This is a genomic window from Morganella morganii (assembly GCF_041099235.1).
In the GTDB taxonomy this organism is placed as follows: Bacteria; Pseudomonadota; Gammaproteobacteria; order Enterobacterales; family Enterobacteriaceae; genus Morganella; species Morganella morganii_E.
In genome coordinates, this window is record NZ_JBFZSO010000006.1 from 118,383 (window position 1) to 138,015 (window position 19,633).

Below are 19,633 nucleotides of genomic sequence, written 5' to 3' on the forward strand. Positions count from 1 at the left end.
TTTTCAGAATTTATGACATATAGAATGTCGTCATTTTATTTTCATGAAATACCAAATGAAATTATAAATATCATCATAGATACCAATGTAGATGAAATAAGTAGTAATTTTTTCTTCTCTAAAAAGGAAATACTTGCAGCAATACTAATCACAGCGAATTTGATAGCTATGTTTTTCCCCGGAAATCATAAAAAATATGATTTCCTATATTTTATAATGCTAACACCATTATTCTTATTGGTGTTATTTTTTATATTTAAGCCAATAAGCATGGCTGCGTATAAAATAATTGAAAATTTCGATAGTATAAAAGAAAACTCTGCAATATTAGAGAATAAAAAACATTTTTACTGGGAAACTAAATCATTAGCTGATGATAAGCAAACGGTAGTTATATTTTTAGGAGAAACTCATCGAGGAGATTATCTTCATTTTAATGGTTATAATGAAAATACAACACCAAATTTAGATAAAGAAAATATAATATCTTTCAATAATGCTATATCACAAGGCCCATATACCCTCATTTCTACACCTATGATTTTGACCAGAAAAAATGTATATGACAATGGGTTGTATCCTGAAAAATCATTAATAAGTGCATATAAAGAAGCGGGTTTTGAGACGTGGTATGTATCATATTTATCAAAAAGTCACATTGGTGATAATGAGATAAATTTAATAGCTAATGAAGCTGACCACTATATACAATCAGATGTTAACACTGATACATTAAAGGAAATTCTCAATAACGCTAGTAGTAAAAAGTTAATTGTCTATAAAACTGTTGGTAGCCATTATTTATATCACACCCGTTATCCTGATGAATATGATGTATTCAAGCCATCATTCACAGAAAAGACATATACAACACCTCAATTGAAAGATAAAGAGAAATTAGAAAATAGCTATGCAAATTCAATTCTCTATACTATAGACAAACAAGTGAGTGAATTCATTAATGTTCTTAAAGAAGAACATGGGCTTGTGTATTTATCGTTTGTTTCAGATCATGGTACGTCTATTTATGACGATGGTAAGTCTCTTTATGGTGGAAATACTAAAGGGAATTATAATTTAGCATTATTTTATTGGTTTAATGATACCTATTATGAAAAGCATGCAGATATTATTTCCAGATTAAAAAATAATAAAGCTAAGAAAATCACTACTGAATGTTTTCTTGATACAAGTCTCGATATATCTCTTATAGCAAATGATAAGAAAAAAGGATGTTCATTAATTGATGAAAATCTGACTGAGAAAAAGAGATTAGTACGGAATGGTGATATTTATGATTACGATAGTGACCTATAATTAGGTGAGGAAGCCCCTGGATTTATATTAAATACAGGGGCTTTATGAGAAATGTAAAATTAATTAATCCCGCAATAACGCCCCTGCATAATCCAGCTGACGCCAAGCTTCAAATACAATCACTGCAACCGTATTAGATAAATTCATACTGCGGCTGTCTGGCAGCATCGGTACACGGATCTTTTGAGCAACGGGCATATTATCCAACACATAAGGCGGTAGTCCACGAGTTTCCGGGCCGAACAACAGATAATCTCCGGCCTGATAGCTGACGTTACTGTGCCGTGGTGTACCCTTAGTGGTCAGTGCAAACACCCGGTTACCGGTCGGAGACTGCGCATTATCAGAACTCAGCCCTTCACTTTCCAGAAAGGCATAATAATCATGATGATGTTTAATATCCGCAAACTCACTGTAATCCAGCCCGGCGCGGCGCAGCCGCTTATCATCCCAGGTAAACCCCAGCGGATGAATCAGATGCAGCCGAAAGCCGGTATTGGCACATAAGCGAATAATATTACCGGTATTTGGTGGTATTTCAGGCTCGAATAAGACGATGTTGAGCATATCACCCCTCTCTTAAGGGGTAATTGTTTATCAAATAAAACATGGTGTTATTATGTTATTTCTTAAATTCGTGGCGAACAGTATTAGCAATTCCCTGCTCCAGACTTATTGGGGCAACAAATCCGGTATCAGCAATAAAATCAGATTTAAACTGAGTACGGGCGCAGAATTTTTTAATACGAATACTACTTATCGGGAATTCCTTGCCAGTTACTTTTGCCAGGATATCAAAGCAGTAACCACCAAGCAGGCCAACACTGTATGGTACATGGATATTAGATTTATGCTTATCCATAGCTTTGCAAATAATATCTGTAAGATCTTCCATATTAAAATCAGGTTTATCGACGTAGTTAAATACATGGCGACCTGAATTAAAGGTAGTAGCAAATTTTAAGAATGCTGCAATGTTTTCAACATAAGCCATTGATTTCTGGTTTTTACCGCCACCAATCATCAGGAAGCGACCGGATGCAATCTGGCGGAATAAATTATAGACATTGCCACGGTTATTTTCACCAAATACCACAGTCGGGCGGATTGTCACCAGTGTGCGGCCGGCTTCTTCTGCCTGCCAGGCATCATAGACATGTTCGGCAGCTAATTTGGATTTACCGTAATCATTGAATGGCTCATATTGACCATCTTCACCGGTTTCTTTTTCAACAAAACCGTAAACAGCAACAGAGGATGTAAAGACGATGTGTTTGATTCCAAGCTGGGCAGCGACATCACATACATGCTTAGCACCATCAACATTCACATCATAGTAAAGACTGATAGGATGCACGTTATCTTTGTGTTTTGCAGCCAGATTGATAATAACGTCCGAACCGGTTAATGGTTCAACCAGAGAATCCGGTTTAGTTACATCCCCAAATTCCCAATGATCAGGAAATGCAGCACTTTTCTCAATATCAACGATTTTGAACGGGATATTGTCTTTTTGTAATTGTGTGGACAGGCGAGTGCCAATGAAACCTGAACCGCCGATAATTGTGAGCATAAATACCTTCTATTTTCTTAATTTTTTATAAACAATATTGAGAATTGATGTGGGCAAAATACGGGGGATACTACGCATAAAAAATATTACAGTAGCAGAGAACGGAGAATCAATTTTTAATTTTATTTTAAGCTTTGCAAGCTGAAACTCACTTTTTATATATGTCAAGCCTTTACGGCGTGATACCATTGAAGATCCTGCCCGGACATTAACCAGTATATCCTGTAAATTATGAGTTTTGTAACCTGCTGCAATCAACCGTAGCCAAAGGTTATAGTCTTCCATATATAAATGATGCTGATACCCACCAACTGCTAAAACTGCATTCTTTTTAAAAACAACAGTCATATGGTTGAACGGATTACGTTTTTTGGCAAGCGTAATTATATCACAATGTTCACATGCAACATTACGATAGCCATTTGATATGGTCATATCTTCACTGAATTCTTCTGTGTTGCTACCCATAAGGGAAATATGAGGATTTTCTTTAATATAATTGATTTGTTTCTCAAATCGATTTGGCAAACAGATGTCATCAGTATCCATTCTGAAAATAATATCATGGCTACATTTAGTTAACCCAATATTTAATGCATTTCCTAACCCAACGTTATCAGGCAGTTTGACAACGTCAATAGGTAATAAATTCATAAAACTTAAAACGATATCACTCAGCTCATTGTTAATGGGGCCATCAAAAACAATGACTATTTGATCCGGATGTATTGTGTTGTTTTTAATGCTAAGCAGTGATGAATATAAATTAGCTGGCTTTTCTTTGTTATATAATGAAATTAATATACTGAAATTTATTGTGATATCGGGTTTCATTCTGTAGTTATGCCTTCACTCTAAGTAAAAACAGAGATGTTCTATAAATAAAATAGTATAGTGATATTATCATGAAGATATAGTCTATAGAGCCTTGGTTAGTCAAGAATAAAAATATGGAGAATAATGATAATATTGCATAATAAAAAATACGTCCCAATGTTTTGTTCTTAAATGGTTTGTTAATAATGTTACTAATATTAAATCTACTTTCTGTTGTTCTTTCAAGTAGATTTATAACAGGGAATAATAATATGAGGTAAAATAAAACCAAATAAGATTGACCAAAGATAATTGAAACTGACGCATACCGAATGGACACTAAGATAAAGTGCAATGGCAGGTTGTATAAGCTTCGTGTGGTATTGTAAAAATAATAAACTATAAGTAACATCCATGTGGAAAATAAAAAGGGAAGTGTATTTTCTGGAGTAATAAGTACTAACAAGAAAGAAATTAATATAGATACTATAATTCGTGAAGAGTAAATTATGGTCTTATTTTTTTCATAAAAATCAAGTTGATTTTCCGTCAGTCTTATAGTTGGTTTTTTCTCGGTTTTTATTGTCTCAGTATCATTATAGATATATCCTACTTCGTATAGAGAATATATTAATGTTATAGATAGCAAGGAAATAAATAAATTCGGTATGACATCTGAGTTAAAACCTGTATAGAAAGTAAATGAAAAAGATACTGGGATAGTGTAGATGATCATCCAAGAAGTGAATTTCTTAATTGACTTTAATCTGGTTTTATAAAAATACACAAAGGGAATGTAGTATATGCTATTCATTATTAATTATTTCATTTACTTGGTTTATATCAAATGGGGTTATTTTATTTTTAATGAAACATGATTCATTTTTTTTATTAAAAAAACCAAAACCATAGTCGACATATTTTAATAGGTCAACGTCCTCTTTATTATCACTAATAAAGAGTGTTTTCCCACTGTAATTGCCTATTTTTTTCAGGAATACATTTTTTTTAGAAAATAATAAGTTTTTTTCTATTTTTCCCAGGCAAATATTATTGCTATCATATTTTAATGTGGTACTTAAAAACTCAATACCTAGTTTATGCGATATATATTCAACAATAAAGTCTAAAGATGCGGATACAATGTATGTACTGTGTTTTTTTTCCTTTGAGTTTAATAATGCAGATAAAATATTATCATTAAAAATAAATTTATTCGTAAATATTTTATCAAGATGTAATACCAATTCTTTTTTTGGAGTACCTCGGAGAAAACCTAGAGCAATATATCTATTTATATCAATCTTCAATAAGAAAAATATTTTTAGAATGAATCGAGCAACTATGTTTTTCTTTATTTTTTTAAAGAACTTATATTTTTTATTATCAGCAAGGAAGGAATCTAAAAAAATAAAAGTTGTATTTCCTTGAACCAATGTATCACAAAGATCAGTTGAGAATGTTATTTTCCCCATAAAGATCTCCAATCAAAAATAAATCTAGCGAGGCCGGTCCAATAATATCTTGAAGTGATATTAAACATTATTTTTGGAAATAATTTTATAGCTTCAAGTTTACTGTGCGATGAAAAAACAGAAAAATGTTCTAGATATATAAAATTTAACGCTTTGGAGTAATATGTTTCATTACGATACTCACTTAATATTTTTATTTTTTCATTCATCATCATTTTATATTTAGAGTGTGTATTTGTTCCATGTATTCTGTACAATGTAAATAGGTAGGGTAAGGTATAAAGTATACAATTATTAGCTAGTAGCTTATGATACATCCAGATATCTTCTATTTTTAAGTCAGATGGAATTTCATTTATCACACTTAGTAACAGTTTTTTCCGATAAAGTTGTGTTGGAGAATATAAATTAATTCTCTTATAAAGAATATCATCAAGGCTGTATTCTTTTTTAGTAACGGCAGGAAGCAATTTACTATTATAAATCTCACCATTATCATTTATACGTAACATATTACCAAAGCATCCGGTAACACAAGGGTTATTTATAAGAAAGTTAACTTGTTTTTCAATTCTATCGTGAATCATGATATCATCACTTGCAAAAAAAGTTACAAAGTCGCCACTAGAAATTTTAATTCCTAACTTAATTCCTCCAATTACACCTAAATTATCTTTACTTGCAATAATATGAATGTTGTCCTTTTTATTATTATTGGCATAAGTGTTAATTAAGGACAATGTATTGTCGGTAGATTTATTATCAATTACAATGAGCTCGATATTCTTATAGGTCTGGCAAGATATACTTTTTAAACAGTCTAGGATATAACGTTCATGGTTGTATGCTATAACGATAATTGAAACTAAATTATTTTCATTCATGTTAATTAAATCTTCTATTTATAGTAATTAAGGTTAAATATATGAAAAATAATAAAATAAGCTGAGTGTTGAATAGCATGTAGTTAAAGCTAGTCAGAACGGTAGTTATTGATATGCTGTAGAAAGCAAAAAATGAAATACTTAATGAACTTTTTTTAGAATACCTAAAGAAAATACATGTTAATGCATTTATTATCCCTGCATATATAGAACCAAAAATAACACCTAAAATACCAAAATTAGAGTATGCTTCATGTGCAAAGTAACCATTCACATTCCACCCACCATTATCTACCATATTTGGTAAATATTCAGACATGAAAATCTCTGACGCTCTTGGGCTCGGCTCAATAAGTAATATCTTAGTAATAATATTATTCATTGATGACAATCCTATGTAATCATGATTGGCATAATATGTGGTTGCGTAAAACATGGCACTTTCTTGAGCTATAAATAGCCGCTCTACGATAATATAAAGTAAATATAAAAAATTGCTAGAATCAAAAAATACGATATATAGAGAAAGCGTACATACTGTAGTTATTATTAATAGAAATATTGTATTTCTTAATTTCAAAGGCTTTAAATATGATATTGTTATAATAACCCCAATAAAATAAAATAGTAGTGGGGCTTTTTCTCCATTTAATAGAGTTGTAATTATTGATATAACTATAGATATGATTAATGGAAGAATTGGACCTTTTTTATTAAAAAATTCGCAAATAGAATAATATGTTAATATAAATGGAAGGGTTAAGGCTAGAGTTTTGAAATAACCAATTCCTGTATAATCCCTTGTGACTTCTATTCGTCTTATTGCGATTTCAGTTGCTGAAGAACCGTTGAGGGCAAGATAAAGAGGTGATGGGGTGATGCTATATATATAATATGAAAAAAATATAGCGGTCAGAATCCACAGTGAAAATGTCACTGTTTTCTTTGAGCTTGAAATATCTCCAAGTGTATAAAACATCCAGCTTATATTTATTTTTTTGTATTTCTTGAAGGTTATTTCAATTATCCAAATTGTAAATATCATAATACTGAATGATGCTGTTGTTAAAAGTAGTGCAAGCTTTTTTGAGTCGTCTTGTTCTTTTATCGGGTATATGAAATAGCTATTATCAATTATACCTGATCGTATTATGAAGGCGCCAATAATACAAAATAATACAGGAAACCAAAATACTATCGTATAATAATTAATTATTTTCAGATTAAAACAACCAATAGCGTATGCAGGTATTAATGACGCTATAATAAAAGCTATACTTAAAATAATGTCTGGAGTCATTTTTAAGGTTTATATTAATTAATGTTAAGATTTTTAAATATAATAATCATACATATGAAGTATATAACATAATTTATTAAATATGCTATTGTGGCCCCTTCCGCGCCATATATAGCTATAAATATTAAAGAAAGTATAATTAAAGTAAGGCTAAATATTACTTCTGTAAGTATAAATGTGTATGTTTTTGCTTTTGCAAGTAAAGTATACGAAATTAGCCATGATGAAATTTTGAAGACATCTCCTGTTACTTGCCATGAAAATAAATGTCTCATATCTATAAAATCTTTTGAAAAAAGAATATTTATAATAATATCTTTTGATAGATAAATTATAAGCGAGCAAAATATTGTAATTGGTAACAATATTTTGTATCCATTCTTTATTTCGGCAATGATTTTCTTTTTTGTTTTTAGTTCTGATAATTTAGGGAGGTAATAAGTCCCTAATGCAGTGGTAACTATCATTAAATATATTGATGAAATATACCATATGCCTTGTAAATAACCGGCTTGTTCAGCGCCAAAATTATTTTTTGTATAATTTCGGATGATAAATTGGGTAATTGGCAGAGAGAGTGCTGATATTATTGCCATGAACGAAAATGAAAATAATTTCATGGCGATTTTTCTATCATAGCCACGTTTGAAATAATTTATTTTTATTATTTTATTTTTTCTTATAATAAATAATGTTATAAAAAAAACTATTGATTGATTTGTAGCTAATGAAATTAGGGCGCCATTCAAACCATAATAAAAAATCAATATACTTGTAAATATTAATGATAAAATGCTTTGAGCTATATTTATTTTTATGTATATTACTATTTCTTTTAGTCCATTCAAGATGGATAAAAATAAACTATTTAATACAAATAAAGTAATAGTTATGCCAAGTAAAATAAATACAGGGTATAGGTTATCGCGTGATAAAACTAAATATGATAATTTTTTAGAGAATAAAACTATCAAAATAGATGAAAGGATAGATGTGGATATGCTTATTTTTAGTGCGGTACTTAACAAAGAGCTTAGTGATTTTTTATCATGAGAATATTCAGATGTATATTTTATTACACCATTATTAATAGCGCCTTGAGCTGCTATAAGAGCAACCTGAGTAAAATTTTGAAATTGCCCAATCAGCGCCAGTCCACTCGGGCCAATATAAACTGATACAGCTTTGTTGATGACTAAGCCAGATAGCATTTTAAAAAATGTGGCTATCAAGCTTAGTATTGAGGTCTTTATTAAAGTCATTTAATTAAACCAAAAATGTATTGCAAGCATCAATAACACATTGAATATCTTTTCCTGTCATAGTTGGTCCAATAGGAATACTTAATACTTCAGTATGAATTTTTTCTGTTACAGGTAATGATAGCGAATTATATTGTGGGTAAGCTTGCTGCTTATGTGGTGGTGTTGGGTAATGGATTAACGTTTGAATACCAGAATCCGAAAGATGTCTCTGTAATTTTTCCCGATGTTGACAAGAAATAACAAATAGATGCCAAACATGTGTTTGCATTTCTTTTTTATACTCTTCAGGATTTGCAGGCAGCTTTATTAGTGGATTCTTGATCTTATTAAGATATTGTTGTGCTATTGACTGCCGGATCTGTGTTTCATGTGGTAAATATTTTAATTTTACATTCAACATGGCAGCCTGAATCTCATCTAAGCGACTATTAACCCCTTGATAAATATTAAGATACTTTTGATGAGACCCATAGTTCCGTAATGCTAATAGCGTAGTTGCTAACTCCTCATCATTTGTTGTGATTGCACCAGCATCACCTAATGCTCCCAGGTTTTTTCCGGGATAAAAGCTAAAGCCGGCAGCATGACCCCAGTTACCTGCTTTTTTATTTGCAATAGCTGTACCATGAGCTTGTGCAGAATCTTCTAAAACAAGTAAATTAAATTCCTCTGCAATATCCATAATTTCAGGCATAGGTGAAATCTGTCCATATAAATGAACAGGCAATATAGCTTTCGTTTTTTTTGTTAATGCGCTACGTACATTCTTAATTGATAAGTTGTAGGTATCAGGATCTGGTTCTACAAAAACTGGTACTAAATCATTTTCAGTGATTGCTAATATTGATGCGATATACGTATTCGCCTGAACAATAACTTCATCACCCGTTTTTATTTTCCCAAGCTCTTTCCAGGCTCGCAGAGTAAGAGTTAATGCATCTAGGCCATTAGCTACACCAAGGCAATACTTTGTTCCGCAATAATTAGCAAAGTTATTTTCAAAATTTGTTAGTTCATTACCTGCAATATACCATCCGGAATCAATTACACGGCTACACGCTGCTTTTAATTCATCTTCATATTGTGCATTTATTGAATTTAAATCTAAGAAATTTATCATAAAATATCTCTTTTTTATTATTGAGGTTGAAGTAATTTTTTATATTTCTGTTTTATCGAAATAATGTCGTCAGGAAATATTTCAAAGTAAAAATTCAATTCATCCTCTGATATTAAATGTGCATTCATTTTTTTATGAAAAGAAATCACCATCTCATTTTCTTTTCTGACGTCAAAGTGAGAGCGAGAATAATGCATTTTGTTAAAGCCAAAATCATATATCAGTAAAGCACTTTCAATGGCTGTAGTAGTTTTTTTATTTTCATTTAATATCCAACTACCCCAGCAAAACGAATTGTTTACTATATCATATATTCTGACTGTACCACATGGTGTGCCGTCGGCATTTTCTATTATAAAGTAAAACTCTTCTTTCTTATATTCTCGTTGTTTATATAATTCAAGCCATTTTTTTTGTGCAGTAATGTCACTGCCAGTGTGTGATAAATGCTTGTTATACTTTTCATTTGTTCGCAATGAAATTATAAATTCGGCATCACTTGGTTCTGCTAGCCTAAGATATGTATTTTTCGATGTCAGTATCATATATTTTAAATTTCCATTATCTATCAATTGAACTTGATTTGAGGAAATCATCATAATTTCGAATATAATCTGATTCTAAGTAAAAATCACTTGCCAGCACAATCAAAACACAATCGGGAGAAAAATCATGCATTTCTCTCCACATATAGTTATTAATATACAACCCTTTATCGGGTGAGTTCAGAATAATCTCTTCTCTTTTTTCACCATTATCTAAAACAAAACGGCAACTGCCACTGAGACATACGGCTACTTGCTGCAGATTTCTGTGTGCATGAAATCCGCGGGAAACATTCTCTTTTGTGCCAAAAATATAATAGATACGCTTTATTTCAAAAGGAATGTTTTTATTCTGTTCTAATGAAATCAGGGAGCCACGATCATCTCCAAGCGTTTTAAATTCGATTAAATTTATCAGGCTCATTCTTTATTCTCGATTAATTTAAAAAGATACTGACCGTATCCATTCTTTTTTGATTTTTCAGCGGCATCTAATACTTGTTTTTCTGTCAGCCACCCCTGCCGGTAAGCGATTTCTTCCAGGCAAGCAACTTTAAAACCCTGCCGTTTTTCAATGGTTTCAACAAAACTGGCTGCATCCAGCAGGCTGTCGTGTGTGCCGGTGTCTAACCAGGCAAACCCGCGCCCGAGCAATTCAACTTTTAATTTATTGTTTTTTAAGTAAATTTGGTTAACCGTTGTAATTTCCAGTTCACCACGCTCGGACGGTTTTATATTTTTAGCGATTTCAATAACATCGTTATCGTAAAAGTATAAACCGGTTACAGCATATTTTGATTTCGGTTTAACCGGTTTTTCTTCAATTGATACAGCATTATAGTGATCATCAAATTCGACTACACCAAACCGTTCCGGGTCCTGTACTTCATAACCGAAGACAACCGCACCTCCTTCTAAAGAAGCTGCTTTAAGCAGTTTCGGTGAGAAACCTTGTCCCCAGAAGATGTTATCTCCGAGTACTAAACATACAGAATCGTTACCAATAAACTCTTCACCAATGATAAAGGCTTGTGCGAGACCTTCTGGTTCTGGTTGTACGGCATATTCCAGAGAGATGCCAAAATCACTGCCGTCACCTAATAAACGCTGAAAGCCGGATTGATCTTCCGGTGTTGTGATAATTAATACTTCCCGGATTCCCGCCAGCATTAGTACAGAAAGCGGATAATAAATCATCGGCTTATCATAAATAGGTAATAATTGTTTTGAGATTCCTAATGTAATAGGAAATAAGCGTGTACCTGAACCGCCTGCTAAAATAATACCTTTCACAGAAAACCTTGTTGATTAATATAATGATTATATTCTTTCGGCCATAGCTACCGCACTGGGTTACCGCTCCCAGAGTGCGCTATTGCGAGTTTATCTCACTGATTCTATTGAAGAATCGAGTCAGTAAGAGTTGTGGTGTGTTACAGAGGGCTGATTTTTCAATAAGTTGGGAGGTGATTTATACCCAATCAATCAGCGCCGTTTATATTTGCTGCCAAAGGCTAGTCCGATTACACGAACAGGTCAAGCATGATAACACTCGCGAGTCTTTCATTAAACGAACTTTATCCGGTTTAATGTGGCAATCTTTTTCTTTAAATCTGTCTTTTTTGTGTTAACAGCAGAAAAAGTGTTACTTTAAGCCAGAGCTTTGGTTTATTACTTTTTCTAATCGGTACATGCACAATCGTAGCAGAAATGTTTTATTGCATCATATTGATGGCAATGGTAATTCCTGCTTAAGAAGGAATAGTTACCGGGGCTGATTCCCCGGTAACTATGGAGAGGATCAGCGCGGGTGCAGCGGCAGCCAGATTTCCAGGCGAAGTCCGCCGAGCGGGCTGTCGTTGGCGGTGACTTTACCGTTGTGCTGGCTGATAGCGGTGCTGACAATCGCGAGTCCCAACCCGGTGCCACCGGATTCACGGTCGCGGGCTTCATCCGTGCGGTAGAACGGACGGAAGATATGTTCGCGATCTTCCGGGCTGACACCCGGGCCATCATCATCGACCACAATGCTGATACCTTTGGTGTCGGCACTGAATGCGACCTGAATATGCTGGTTTGAGTAACGCAGGGCGTTACGGACAATATTCTCAAATGCGCTGCCGAGTGCGGACGGGTTGCAGTAAATTGTCCACGGGCCCGGCGGTGAGGTGATTTCCAGCGTTTTATGGCGCTGTTCCGCCTCAAACTTCGCGTTGTCGAGAATGTCATCCCACAGCTCATTGGCCTTGATGTTCTGACGCAGCAGCTCATTTTTGTGCTGACTGCGGGAGAGAACAAGCAGGTCATTGATCATACCGTCGAGGCGGTGGGTCTCTGTCTCGATGCGTTCCAGCTCTTTACTTTCACCGTGGCGGCGGCGCAATAGTGCTGTAGCCAGCTGAAGCCGGGTGAGCGGGGTGCGCAGTTCGTGGGAGATATCGGATATCAGCCGCTGCTGTGCGTTCACCATGCGTTCAAGGGCGCTGATCATCTGGTTAAAGCTGTTACCCGCCGCAAGGAACTCCTGCGGGCCGGCTTCCAGTTCCGGATGCTGGCGCAGGTTACCCTTGGCAACATCATCCGCCGCGTTTTTCAGTTTTCGTGCCGGTTTTGCCAGACTCCACGCCAGCCAGAGCAGCAGCGGGGTGCTGATCAACATGGTGGCTGCCAGTAACAGGAACGGGCGGTCAATCAGGAAGTTGATAAAATCAGACTGTGCCGTGTTCGCCGGGCGGATCAGATAAAGCTGATAGCGGTCTTCGCCGTCGCGGACTTCAAACGGCCCGAGCAGCTCAATACGGCCATACCGTTTCTTTTTCGGGTTGTCAGTGTTATCCGACTGGCCCATAAAGTTACGGATGACCTGGGAGTCATTACGGATAGGCCCGATGATCCGGCCTTCGGTGGTGACAATAATCAGGCGCTTGTCCGGCGGCGTCCATTTTACCAGGGCGCGGGTCAGCCGCCGCCACCAGAGCAGGTCATTCGCCGGATCCTGCGCGAGATCAGATTCAATATGTTGCTGCAGCATCATCCCCTGCCGGTACTCAGCCTCCTGGAGCGGCATCAGCTGCCGGGAGTCGAGTTTCGGTACCATCAGCACCAGTAACAGCACCAGTGCCAGGGTAAACCAGAAGATGGCGAAAATCCGTGCCGTCAGGCTGCTTATCATGTTGCAGATACCATTAAGTAACCACGGCCACGTAAGGTTTTAAACCACGGCAGGCCGTCTGTGCGCTCCGGTAATTTGCGGCGCAGGTTGGAAATGTGCATATCAATGGCGCGGTCAAACGGTGTCAGACGTTTACCCAGCACTTCCTGGCTTAGGTGTTCACGGCTGACCACCTGGCCGAGGTGCTGTGCCAGCAGGTAAAGCAGCGTGAACTCGGTTCCGGTCAGATCCAGTACTTCGTCGCCGAAGCTGGCTTCCTGACGGCCCGGGTTGAGCTGGAGTTTATCCACCATCACCACGGAAGAGTTACTGCTGCTGTCGCTCTGCTGCTGTTGCTCACTCCAGTTGGAGCGGCGCAGAATCGCGCGTATACGCGCCACCAGCTCGCGATCGTTAAACGGCTTCGGCAGATAGTCATCCGCACCCAGTTCAAGTCCCAGAACACGATCAAGGTCACTGCCGCGTGCGGTCAGCATAATCACCGGCGTCTGGTAGTTCTGGCGCAGTTCTTTCAGGGTTTCAATCCCGTTTTTGCGCGGCATCATGATGTCGAGCAATAACAAGTCTATGGAATCGTCAAGGAGGGCCAGTGCCTGCTCGCCGTCATGTGCAATGACAACGTTGAACCCTTCCATATCGAGTAATTCTTTTAACAGCGAGGTTAATTCGCGGTCATCATCAACAAGCAGTATTTTATTCATTATTCACGTCCTCCACGTGCAAAATACGACAACAAACGTTTCTATTCCATGACTTTACGTTCTTTTACATGCTCTGACGCATGTTTGCAGCCGGGTGCGTATAGTTAATTCCAACGGGTCAGGTGACGCAGACTCAGAAGTTTAAGGAGTTACTATGGGTAAGATAGCAACAATCACTTTAGCGTCAATGTTTGTGATGCAAAGTGCGCCGGGACTGGCGCAGGATTCAGAAAGTGATAGCTGCGTTGCCCCGGTGCAGAGTCACAGTCAGTATAAAGGTATAACGACATCAGGGGGAGATGGTTATACCTCTATGTTGACCGGTATCCGGTTAACGGAAGAACAACGGATGCAGTTGCGGGATCTGATGCACAATTACCGCGACCAGTTACGGAATGTCCGTAACCTTGCAGAAGATGATATTGCGTTGTACGAGCTGGTTAAGGCCGAAAAGTTTGATGAAACGGCAGTACGCAATCAGCTTGAAAAGGAGATGCGCAAGCGGCTGGATTACCAGGTTGAGATGATACGGGTTCACCATCAGATGTATCAGTTACTCAACCCGGAGCAGAAAATGCAGCTGGATGCCAATTTTGAGCCGGAGAGTATTCATACCTCATCCGCCTCATCCGCGCAGAATATGCCGGAATGAATTTGTCAGTAGTAATTTGTCAGAGTAGTGAAGTCAGTAGAGTCGTTAAGTAGCACCCAAGAAGTTTTTCCTTGCCATAGACACCATCCCTGTCTTTTACAGCCCCTCTCGAGGGGCTTTTTTTTGCCTGTAAAAAAGCGGCCTTGCGGCCGCCGTAACTGAATTATAACGGGAAATTAAAAGTTGTAGCGCACGCCGATATTGCCGTGCAGCGGCGATTCTGTTTTGTCGCCTTTGCGGTAATCGATTTCCGCATACGCCTGAATCTGCGGCGTGAAACGGACCGTTAACCCGCCGCCTGCTTTCAGGCTGTCACCGGAGAAATCGGTGTCAAACGTATTGCGCTGGTTAATAGTCACATCATTATTGCTGATAAACTCATGCTGCCAGGCCAGTGTGGCATAAGGGGTGATGATCACCTGATTGTCCAGGGTGAAATCTTTACCCGCGTGCAGGCCGAGTTCCGATTGCAGGGACTGCTGTGCATCCAGTTTTGCCTGCATATTATTGTTCAGGTGAACTGATTTGCTGTCCGCACGCATATAGCTCAGGCGGGCATACGGTTCAGCCCAGAAGGCTTCCGGCAGATCAAAGGAGTAACCGGCTTCTGCGGATGCGCCGTAGGCATTCTGTGAATAATCCCCGCGGATGCTGCTGCGGTTGGTGGAAACCGCACGTAACTCATTATTGAAATGGTTATATTTCAGCACACCATCGAGATACCAGCCGTTATCTGAAAACCAGGTGGCGTAACCACCGGCAGTGACACTGTCGATGCTGCTTTCGCCGCCGCGCTGATGCTTCAGTTTGACATCGTTATAGCCGGTAAAGACGCCGAGCCATAATTTGCCGTTTTCCAGCGGGACGGATTTATCCGCACCCAGCTCAAAACCGGCCTGGTTCAGTTTAAAGTGTGTGTGTCCGGTGCCTGCGCGGGTTCTGTCGCCGGTCAGACGTACCCAGACACCCGCATCGCCCTGATTATCCCGTAATTCGCCGCGGCGGAACCGCAGATTGTCGAGTTCGTGATTAAAAATCAGCTGCGGCGCGGCAGCCATGGATAACACCGCATCGGTGGATGGTGTGGTTTTATCGTCCGGAACAACCGGCGGAACCGGCTTTTCAGGCTCGCCCGGCTCATCTTTCTGAGCCGCCAGATACCAGATTTTGCCGTCCTGCTCATCACGCTGATAGAGCGAGTACATATAAGTACCGCCGTCCACCGCATTGATATTGGTACCGTCAAGAGCGCTCAGGCGGAACTGCGCATTGCTGCTTTCGTCAGTAATTAAATCAAGACGTGATTCATCCGGACGGGTAATTTCAGCTCCGGAATCCTGTACATTCAGAGTATGGTCACCACTGCCGTTACGGATGGTGAGGTAATCACCCTGTTGCTCCGCAATGGCCGTGTTCATATAGAATGTCTGGCTGCCGGAGAGATTATCAATGGTCAGATGGCTGTATCCGGCGTTGACCGGTGCGACAAACCGGACCTGACCCTGCCCGCTGAGCGAACCGGCAAAGGCGGCATTCCCGGTATCACCGGTGATCACCATCAGGGTGCTGTCCGGGCCGGATAAGATGACATTTTCCGCATAAGCTCCGGCATCTGCCGCCAGTCTGTCTTCCGCACCGGCAGTCAGCTGTACCTGAGACTGCTGATTAACCGTAGTGACGCCGAGGAGTTGTGCGCCGGCCGCCAGCCAGCTTTTGGCACGATCATTCAGTGTGGTATCTGTCGCGGAGGAGCCGCCGTAAATACTTTGTACGGCGGTGTCATATAATTCGTTATTAATGGCTTGTCCGCCGCCTTTAATAATCTGGGCGCCGCCATTTTTTATCCGGTTAAACTCCGCAATACCGGCAGTGGCTGCTGCATCCTGACGGAAAATATATTGCTGGCCGCCGTCAACCGTTGTATTGGTTGCTTTGGAGTTATCAACAACATATTGCCGGGCTCCGGTATTTACCAGCGTATTATCTGCGAACCCACTGTTGTGCAGTTGTTGCAATCCGCCGTCATTAATAATGGTGCTGTCAGCAAATCCCCCTGATCTCAGCATTTGGGCACCGCCGTTATTCACGACCGTATTCAGGGATTTGCCATCCTGCTGGACATATTCATAACCGCCGTCATTAACCTGTGTTCCGGTTGATTCTCCGCCCAGGTAAATAAATAACTTCCCGCCGTTGTTGACGATATTATTTTCAGACTGGCCCGGATCATCTGCTTTACCGGTATTACTGACATAAACGGTTCCGCCGTTGAGTACGGAATTTTTTAATATACCGCCGTCCAGAACACGGATTAATCCGCCGCTCTGAATATCAATACGGTTGCCGGTGGCCGGAAAACCGGTGTCATAGCCATTTACGGCAATATGGGTTGTTTTATCAATCCAGACTTCAGCGCCGTTCTGAACCTGAGAATCCTCAAACAGGCCGAGTACACTGAGTTTACTGCCGCTGAGCAGGGTCAGATCTTTGGCGATCCCGACATAGTCGGTGGGATCGCCGACAACCCATGCACCCACCTCATAACACTGGTCTGCGGTGAGTTCTCCGGTCAGTGTTGAGCCTCCGCCGTAAGTGATACTGCTTCTGTCACCACAGAATGTTTCTGCCATAACCAATGAAGGCGCTGCGGTGAAAATAACAGACAGAATAGCGAGGTGTAATATTTTCTTTTTTGTTTTCATTAGTTATTCCCTGGTGTCGGTATATATAACGAAAGCCATTTCGTCAGAAGGAAATGGTAAATTTAAAAGGAATGAATTTTATTTATGAGATGAGTATCTTATTTAAGGTTTGTTTAATCAATGGGGGTGAAAATGCATATTTAAGTGATTTTTTTAATATTCCATGATGGTAATGAATCTTAATACACATTATGAATGAAGCTAATCTGATGGTTATTTTATTTCTTTGGCTGATATAAAATTCTGATGTAGTCTGTTTTTGAGTCTGATTTGCTATATAAATTCCATATTTGATTTACCGGAGGTAATGGATATACCCGTAACATGAGTAATAGCAATGATGTGATAAATATTAACTGAGTGTGTCATAATATTGCAAATATTCATTTTTGAAATCATGCCATAAGTAATATTCAACAATTGCAAAAAAATATTATATAAATTTCTATTGCATTATTTATGTCACGATGTGAGTAATGAAATAATTGTTTACGGTTTGTTTTTGTTAATTACATAATGTGCGGTAAATCCGGATATATATTCTTTCCAGGATATGCTTTTTATTTCAGGCCCTGCTTTTTACTCCTCTCTTCCCTGTAACGCATTATTTGTGAAAAAAATGTTTCATATCCGCTAATTATTTTCTGTTTTTCGGGTATCCTTAACGGGTATGCTGAGTAATCCTGCGGTTATGACAGGCCGGTGTTTCCGGTGTCTCAAAATGACAAAAAAATCCGCAAAGATAGGTGCATCCGGCGAAACCTTATCTTACTATAGGATTAGGTGAATCAATTCAGCAATGCGTTACAGCAGTGAATTCCCGAAGCCTGACCGGGGAAGCGTGATAACATGCCGCTCAGGTTTTTCAGATTTACACATATTACATCTGCAAATCAGAGGTCATCATGAGCAAGAAGATCAAACGAATCGGTGTGCTGACAAGCGGCGGTGATGCGCCGGGCATGAATGCCGCGATCCGCGGCGTTGTCCGCGCTGCGCTGTCAGAAGGGCTGGAAGTTATCGGGATTTATGACGGCTATCTCGGGCTGTATGAAAACCGGATGAAACAGCTCGACCGCTTCAGTGTCTCTGATGTGATCAACCGTGGCGGTACCTTCCTCGGGTCGGCGCGTTTCCCGGAATTCCGTGATGACAAAGTGCGGGAAACCGCGATTGAAAATATGCGCAAAAACGGTATCGACGCGCTGGTGGTTATCGGCGGGGACGGTTCCTATCTCGGTGCCAAAAAACTGACCGAAGCGGGTTTCCCGTGTATTGGCCTTCCGGGCACTATCGATAATGACGTGGCGGGAACCGATTACACCATCGGCTATTTTACCGCGCTGGAAACCGTGGTTGAAGCTATTGACCGTCTGCGTGATACCTCGACTTCCCACAAACGTATCTCGATTGTGGAAGTGATGGGCCGCTATTGCGGTGACCTGACGCTGTCCGCTGCCATTGCCGGGGGCTGTGAATTTATCGTTCTGCCGCCGAATGAAGTGGAATACAGCAGTGATGAACTGATTGCAGAAATTAAAGCCGGGATTGATAAAGGTAAACGCCATGCGATTGTGGCGATCACCGAGCATGTCACCGATGTGTATGAGCTGGCGCGGCAGATAGAGGCGACAACACATCACGAAACCCGAGCAACGGTGCTGGGCCATATTCAGCGCGGCGGCTCGCCGGTGGCGTATGACCGTATCCTCGCATCCCGCATGGGGGCTTATTCTATTCAGTTACTGCTGGAAGGTTACGGCGGCCGTTGTGTCGGTATCCAGAATGAAAAACTGGTTCATCACGATATTATTGATGCGGTGATGAATATGAAGCGGGTGTTTAAGAAAGACTGGTATGAGACTGCGAAGAAACTCTACTAAAAAATCCTCGTCATCCTTCAGCCTGTGGCCGCGTTGGCTGCGTTCGTCCACCCCGGTCACATACTGGTGTATGTTCCCGGGGATGCCCTCACTTTGCCGCCTTGCCACAGACTGAATGATTTAGAGGATTGCGCGAATTGTCCTTGAGACCGTGGCCGCGTTGGCTGCGTTCGTCCACCCCGGTCACATACTGGTGTATGTTCCCGGGGATGCCCTCACTTTGCCGCC

General features: G+C 39.3%; 17 protein-coding genes. 3 read left to right on the plus strand and 14 right to left on the minus strand.

Annotation, left to right across the window (positions count from 1 at the left end):
* The first annotated feature begins 24 nt into the window (after window positions 1–24).
* Window positions 25–1,317, plus strand: coding sequence for a phosphoethanolamine transferase (locus AB7038_RS11780; protein ID WP_369453369.1), 1,293 nt, complete (start codon window positions 25–27; stop codon window positions 1,315–1,317).
* 63 nt (window positions 1,318–1,380) lie between these two features.
* Here AB7038_RS11780 and trmL read toward each other — a convergent pair whose 3' ends face one another.
* From trmL to cpxR, 13 genes are all read right to left on the minus strand, one after another.
* A complete protein-coding gene (gene trmL, locus AB7038_RS11785) occupies window positions 1,381–1,884 on the minus strand; it encodes a tRNA (uridine(34)/cytosine(34)/5-carboxymethylaminomethyluridine(34)-2'-O)-methyltransferase TrmL (protein WP_369453370.1) in 504 nt (167 codons plus the stop codon).
* Window positions 1,885–1,939: 55 nt separating this feature from the next.
* Entirely contained in the window at window positions 1,940–2,890 is a 951-nt protein-coding gene (locus AB7038_RS11790; protein ID WP_369453371.1) for an NAD-dependent epimerase/dehydratase family protein, read from the minus strand.
* Window positions 2,891–2,899: 9 nt separating this feature from the next.
* Window positions 2,900–3,724 (minus strand): glycosyltransferase, encoded by an 825-nt coding sequence (locus AB7038_RS11795; protein WP_369453372.1) that lies wholly within the window; start codon window positions 3,722–3,724, stop codon window positions 2,900–2,902.
* A 788-nt stretch (window positions 3,725–4,512) separates the two neighbouring features.
* Entirely contained in the window at window positions 4,513–5,181 is a 669-nt protein-coding gene (locus tag AB7038_RS11800; protein WP_369453373.1) for an HAD family hydrolase, read from the minus strand.
* Window positions 5,169–6,065: a glycosyltransferase family 2 protein gene (locus AB7038_RS11805; protein ID WP_369453374.1), complete on the minus strand. Its 897-nt coding sequence runs from the start codon at window positions 6,063–6,065 to the stop codon at window positions 5,169–5,171. The genes AB7038_RS11800 and AB7038_RS11805 overlap by 13 nt, the downstream gene beginning before the upstream one ends.
* A 1-nt stretch (window position 6,066) precedes the next feature.
* Complete coding sequence (locus tag AB7038_RS11810; RefSeq protein WP_369453375.1) at window positions 6,067–7,365, minus strand: O-antigen polymerase; 1,299 nt, start codon at window positions 7,363–7,365, stop codon at window positions 6,067–6,069.
* 14 nt (window positions 7,366–7,379) lie between these two features.
* On the minus strand, window positions 7,380–8,627 hold the full coding sequence (locus tag AB7038_RS11815) for an O-antigen translocase (RefSeq protein ID WP_369453376.1): 1,248 nt from the start codon (window positions 8,625–8,627) through the stop codon (window positions 7,380–7,382).
* A gap of 4 nt (window positions 8,628–8,631) precedes the next feature.
* Window positions 8,632–9,750 (minus strand): DegT/DnrJ/EryC1/StrS family aminotransferase, encoded by a 1,119-nt coding sequence (locus tag AB7038_RS11820; protein ID WP_369453377.1) that lies wholly within the window; start codon window positions 9,748–9,750, stop codon window positions 8,632–8,634.
* Between the two features lie 17 nt (window positions 9,751–9,767).
* Window positions 9,768–10,349 (minus strand): GNAT family N-acetyltransferase, encoded by a 582-nt coding sequence (locus tag AB7038_RS11825; protein WP_369453378.1) that lies wholly within the window; start codon window positions 10,347–10,349, stop codon window positions 9,768–9,770.
* Window positions 10,312–10,719 carry a sugar 3,4-ketoisomerase gene (locus AB7038_RS11830; protein ID WP_195432588.1) on the minus strand — a complete coding sequence of 136 codons (408 nt, stop codon included), beginning with the start codon at window positions 10,717–10,719 and terminating at the stop codon, window positions 10,312–10,314. Before AB7038_RS11830 ends, AB7038_RS11825 begins: the two co-directional genes overlap by 38 nt.
* Window positions 10,716–11,588, minus strand: coding sequence for a glucose-1-phosphate thymidylyltransferase RfbA (rfbA, locus tag AB7038_RS11835; RefSeq protein WP_369453379.1), 873 nt, complete (start codon window positions 11,586–11,588; stop codon window positions 10,716–10,718). The genes AB7038_RS11830 and rfbA overlap by 4 nt, the downstream gene beginning before the upstream one ends.
* A gap of 508 nt (window positions 11,589–12,096) precedes the next feature.
* The gene (gene cpxA / locus AB7038_RS11840; RefSeq protein ID WP_004236627.1) at window positions 12,097–13,467 is read right to left on the minus strand and encodes an envelope stress sensor histidine kinase CpxA; all 1,371 of its coding nucleotides are present in this window, start codon (window positions 13,465–13,467) and stop codon (window positions 12,097–12,099) included.
* Complete coding sequence (gene cpxR, locus AB7038_RS11845; protein ID WP_369453380.1) at window positions 13,464–14,168, minus strand: envelope stress response regulator transcription factor CpxR; 705 nt, start codon at window positions 14,166–14,168, stop codon at window positions 13,464–13,466. Before cpxR ends, cpxA begins: the two co-directional genes overlap by 4 nt.
* Window positions 14,169–14,322: 154 nt before the next feature.
* On the opposite strand from cpxR, the gene AB7038_RS11850 reads away from it, so the two are divergent.
* Window positions 14,323–14,820: a Spy/CpxP family protein refolding chaperone gene (locus AB7038_RS11850; protein ID WP_108943633.1), complete on the plus strand. Its 498-nt coding sequence runs from the start codon at window positions 14,323–14,325 to the stop codon at window positions 14,818–14,820.
* Window positions 14,821–14,996: 176 nt separating this feature from the next.
* Here AB7038_RS11850 and AB7038_RS11855 read toward each other — a convergent pair whose 3' ends face one another.
* On the minus strand, window positions 14,997–17,522 hold the full coding sequence (locus AB7038_RS11855) for an autotransporter outer membrane beta-barrel domain-containing protein (protein WP_369453381.1): 2,526 nt from the start codon (window positions 17,520–17,522) through the stop codon (window positions 14,997–14,999).
* 905 nt (window positions 17,523–18,427) lie between these two features.
* Here AB7038_RS11855 and pfkA point away from each other — a divergent pair.
* On the plus strand, window positions 18,428–19,405 hold the full coding sequence (gene pfkA / locus AB7038_RS11860; protein WP_032098022.1) for a 6-phosphofructokinase: 978 nt from the start codon (window positions 18,428–18,430) through the stop codon (window positions 19,403–19,405).
* The last annotated feature ends 228 nt before the right edge of the window (window positions 19,406–19,633 follow it).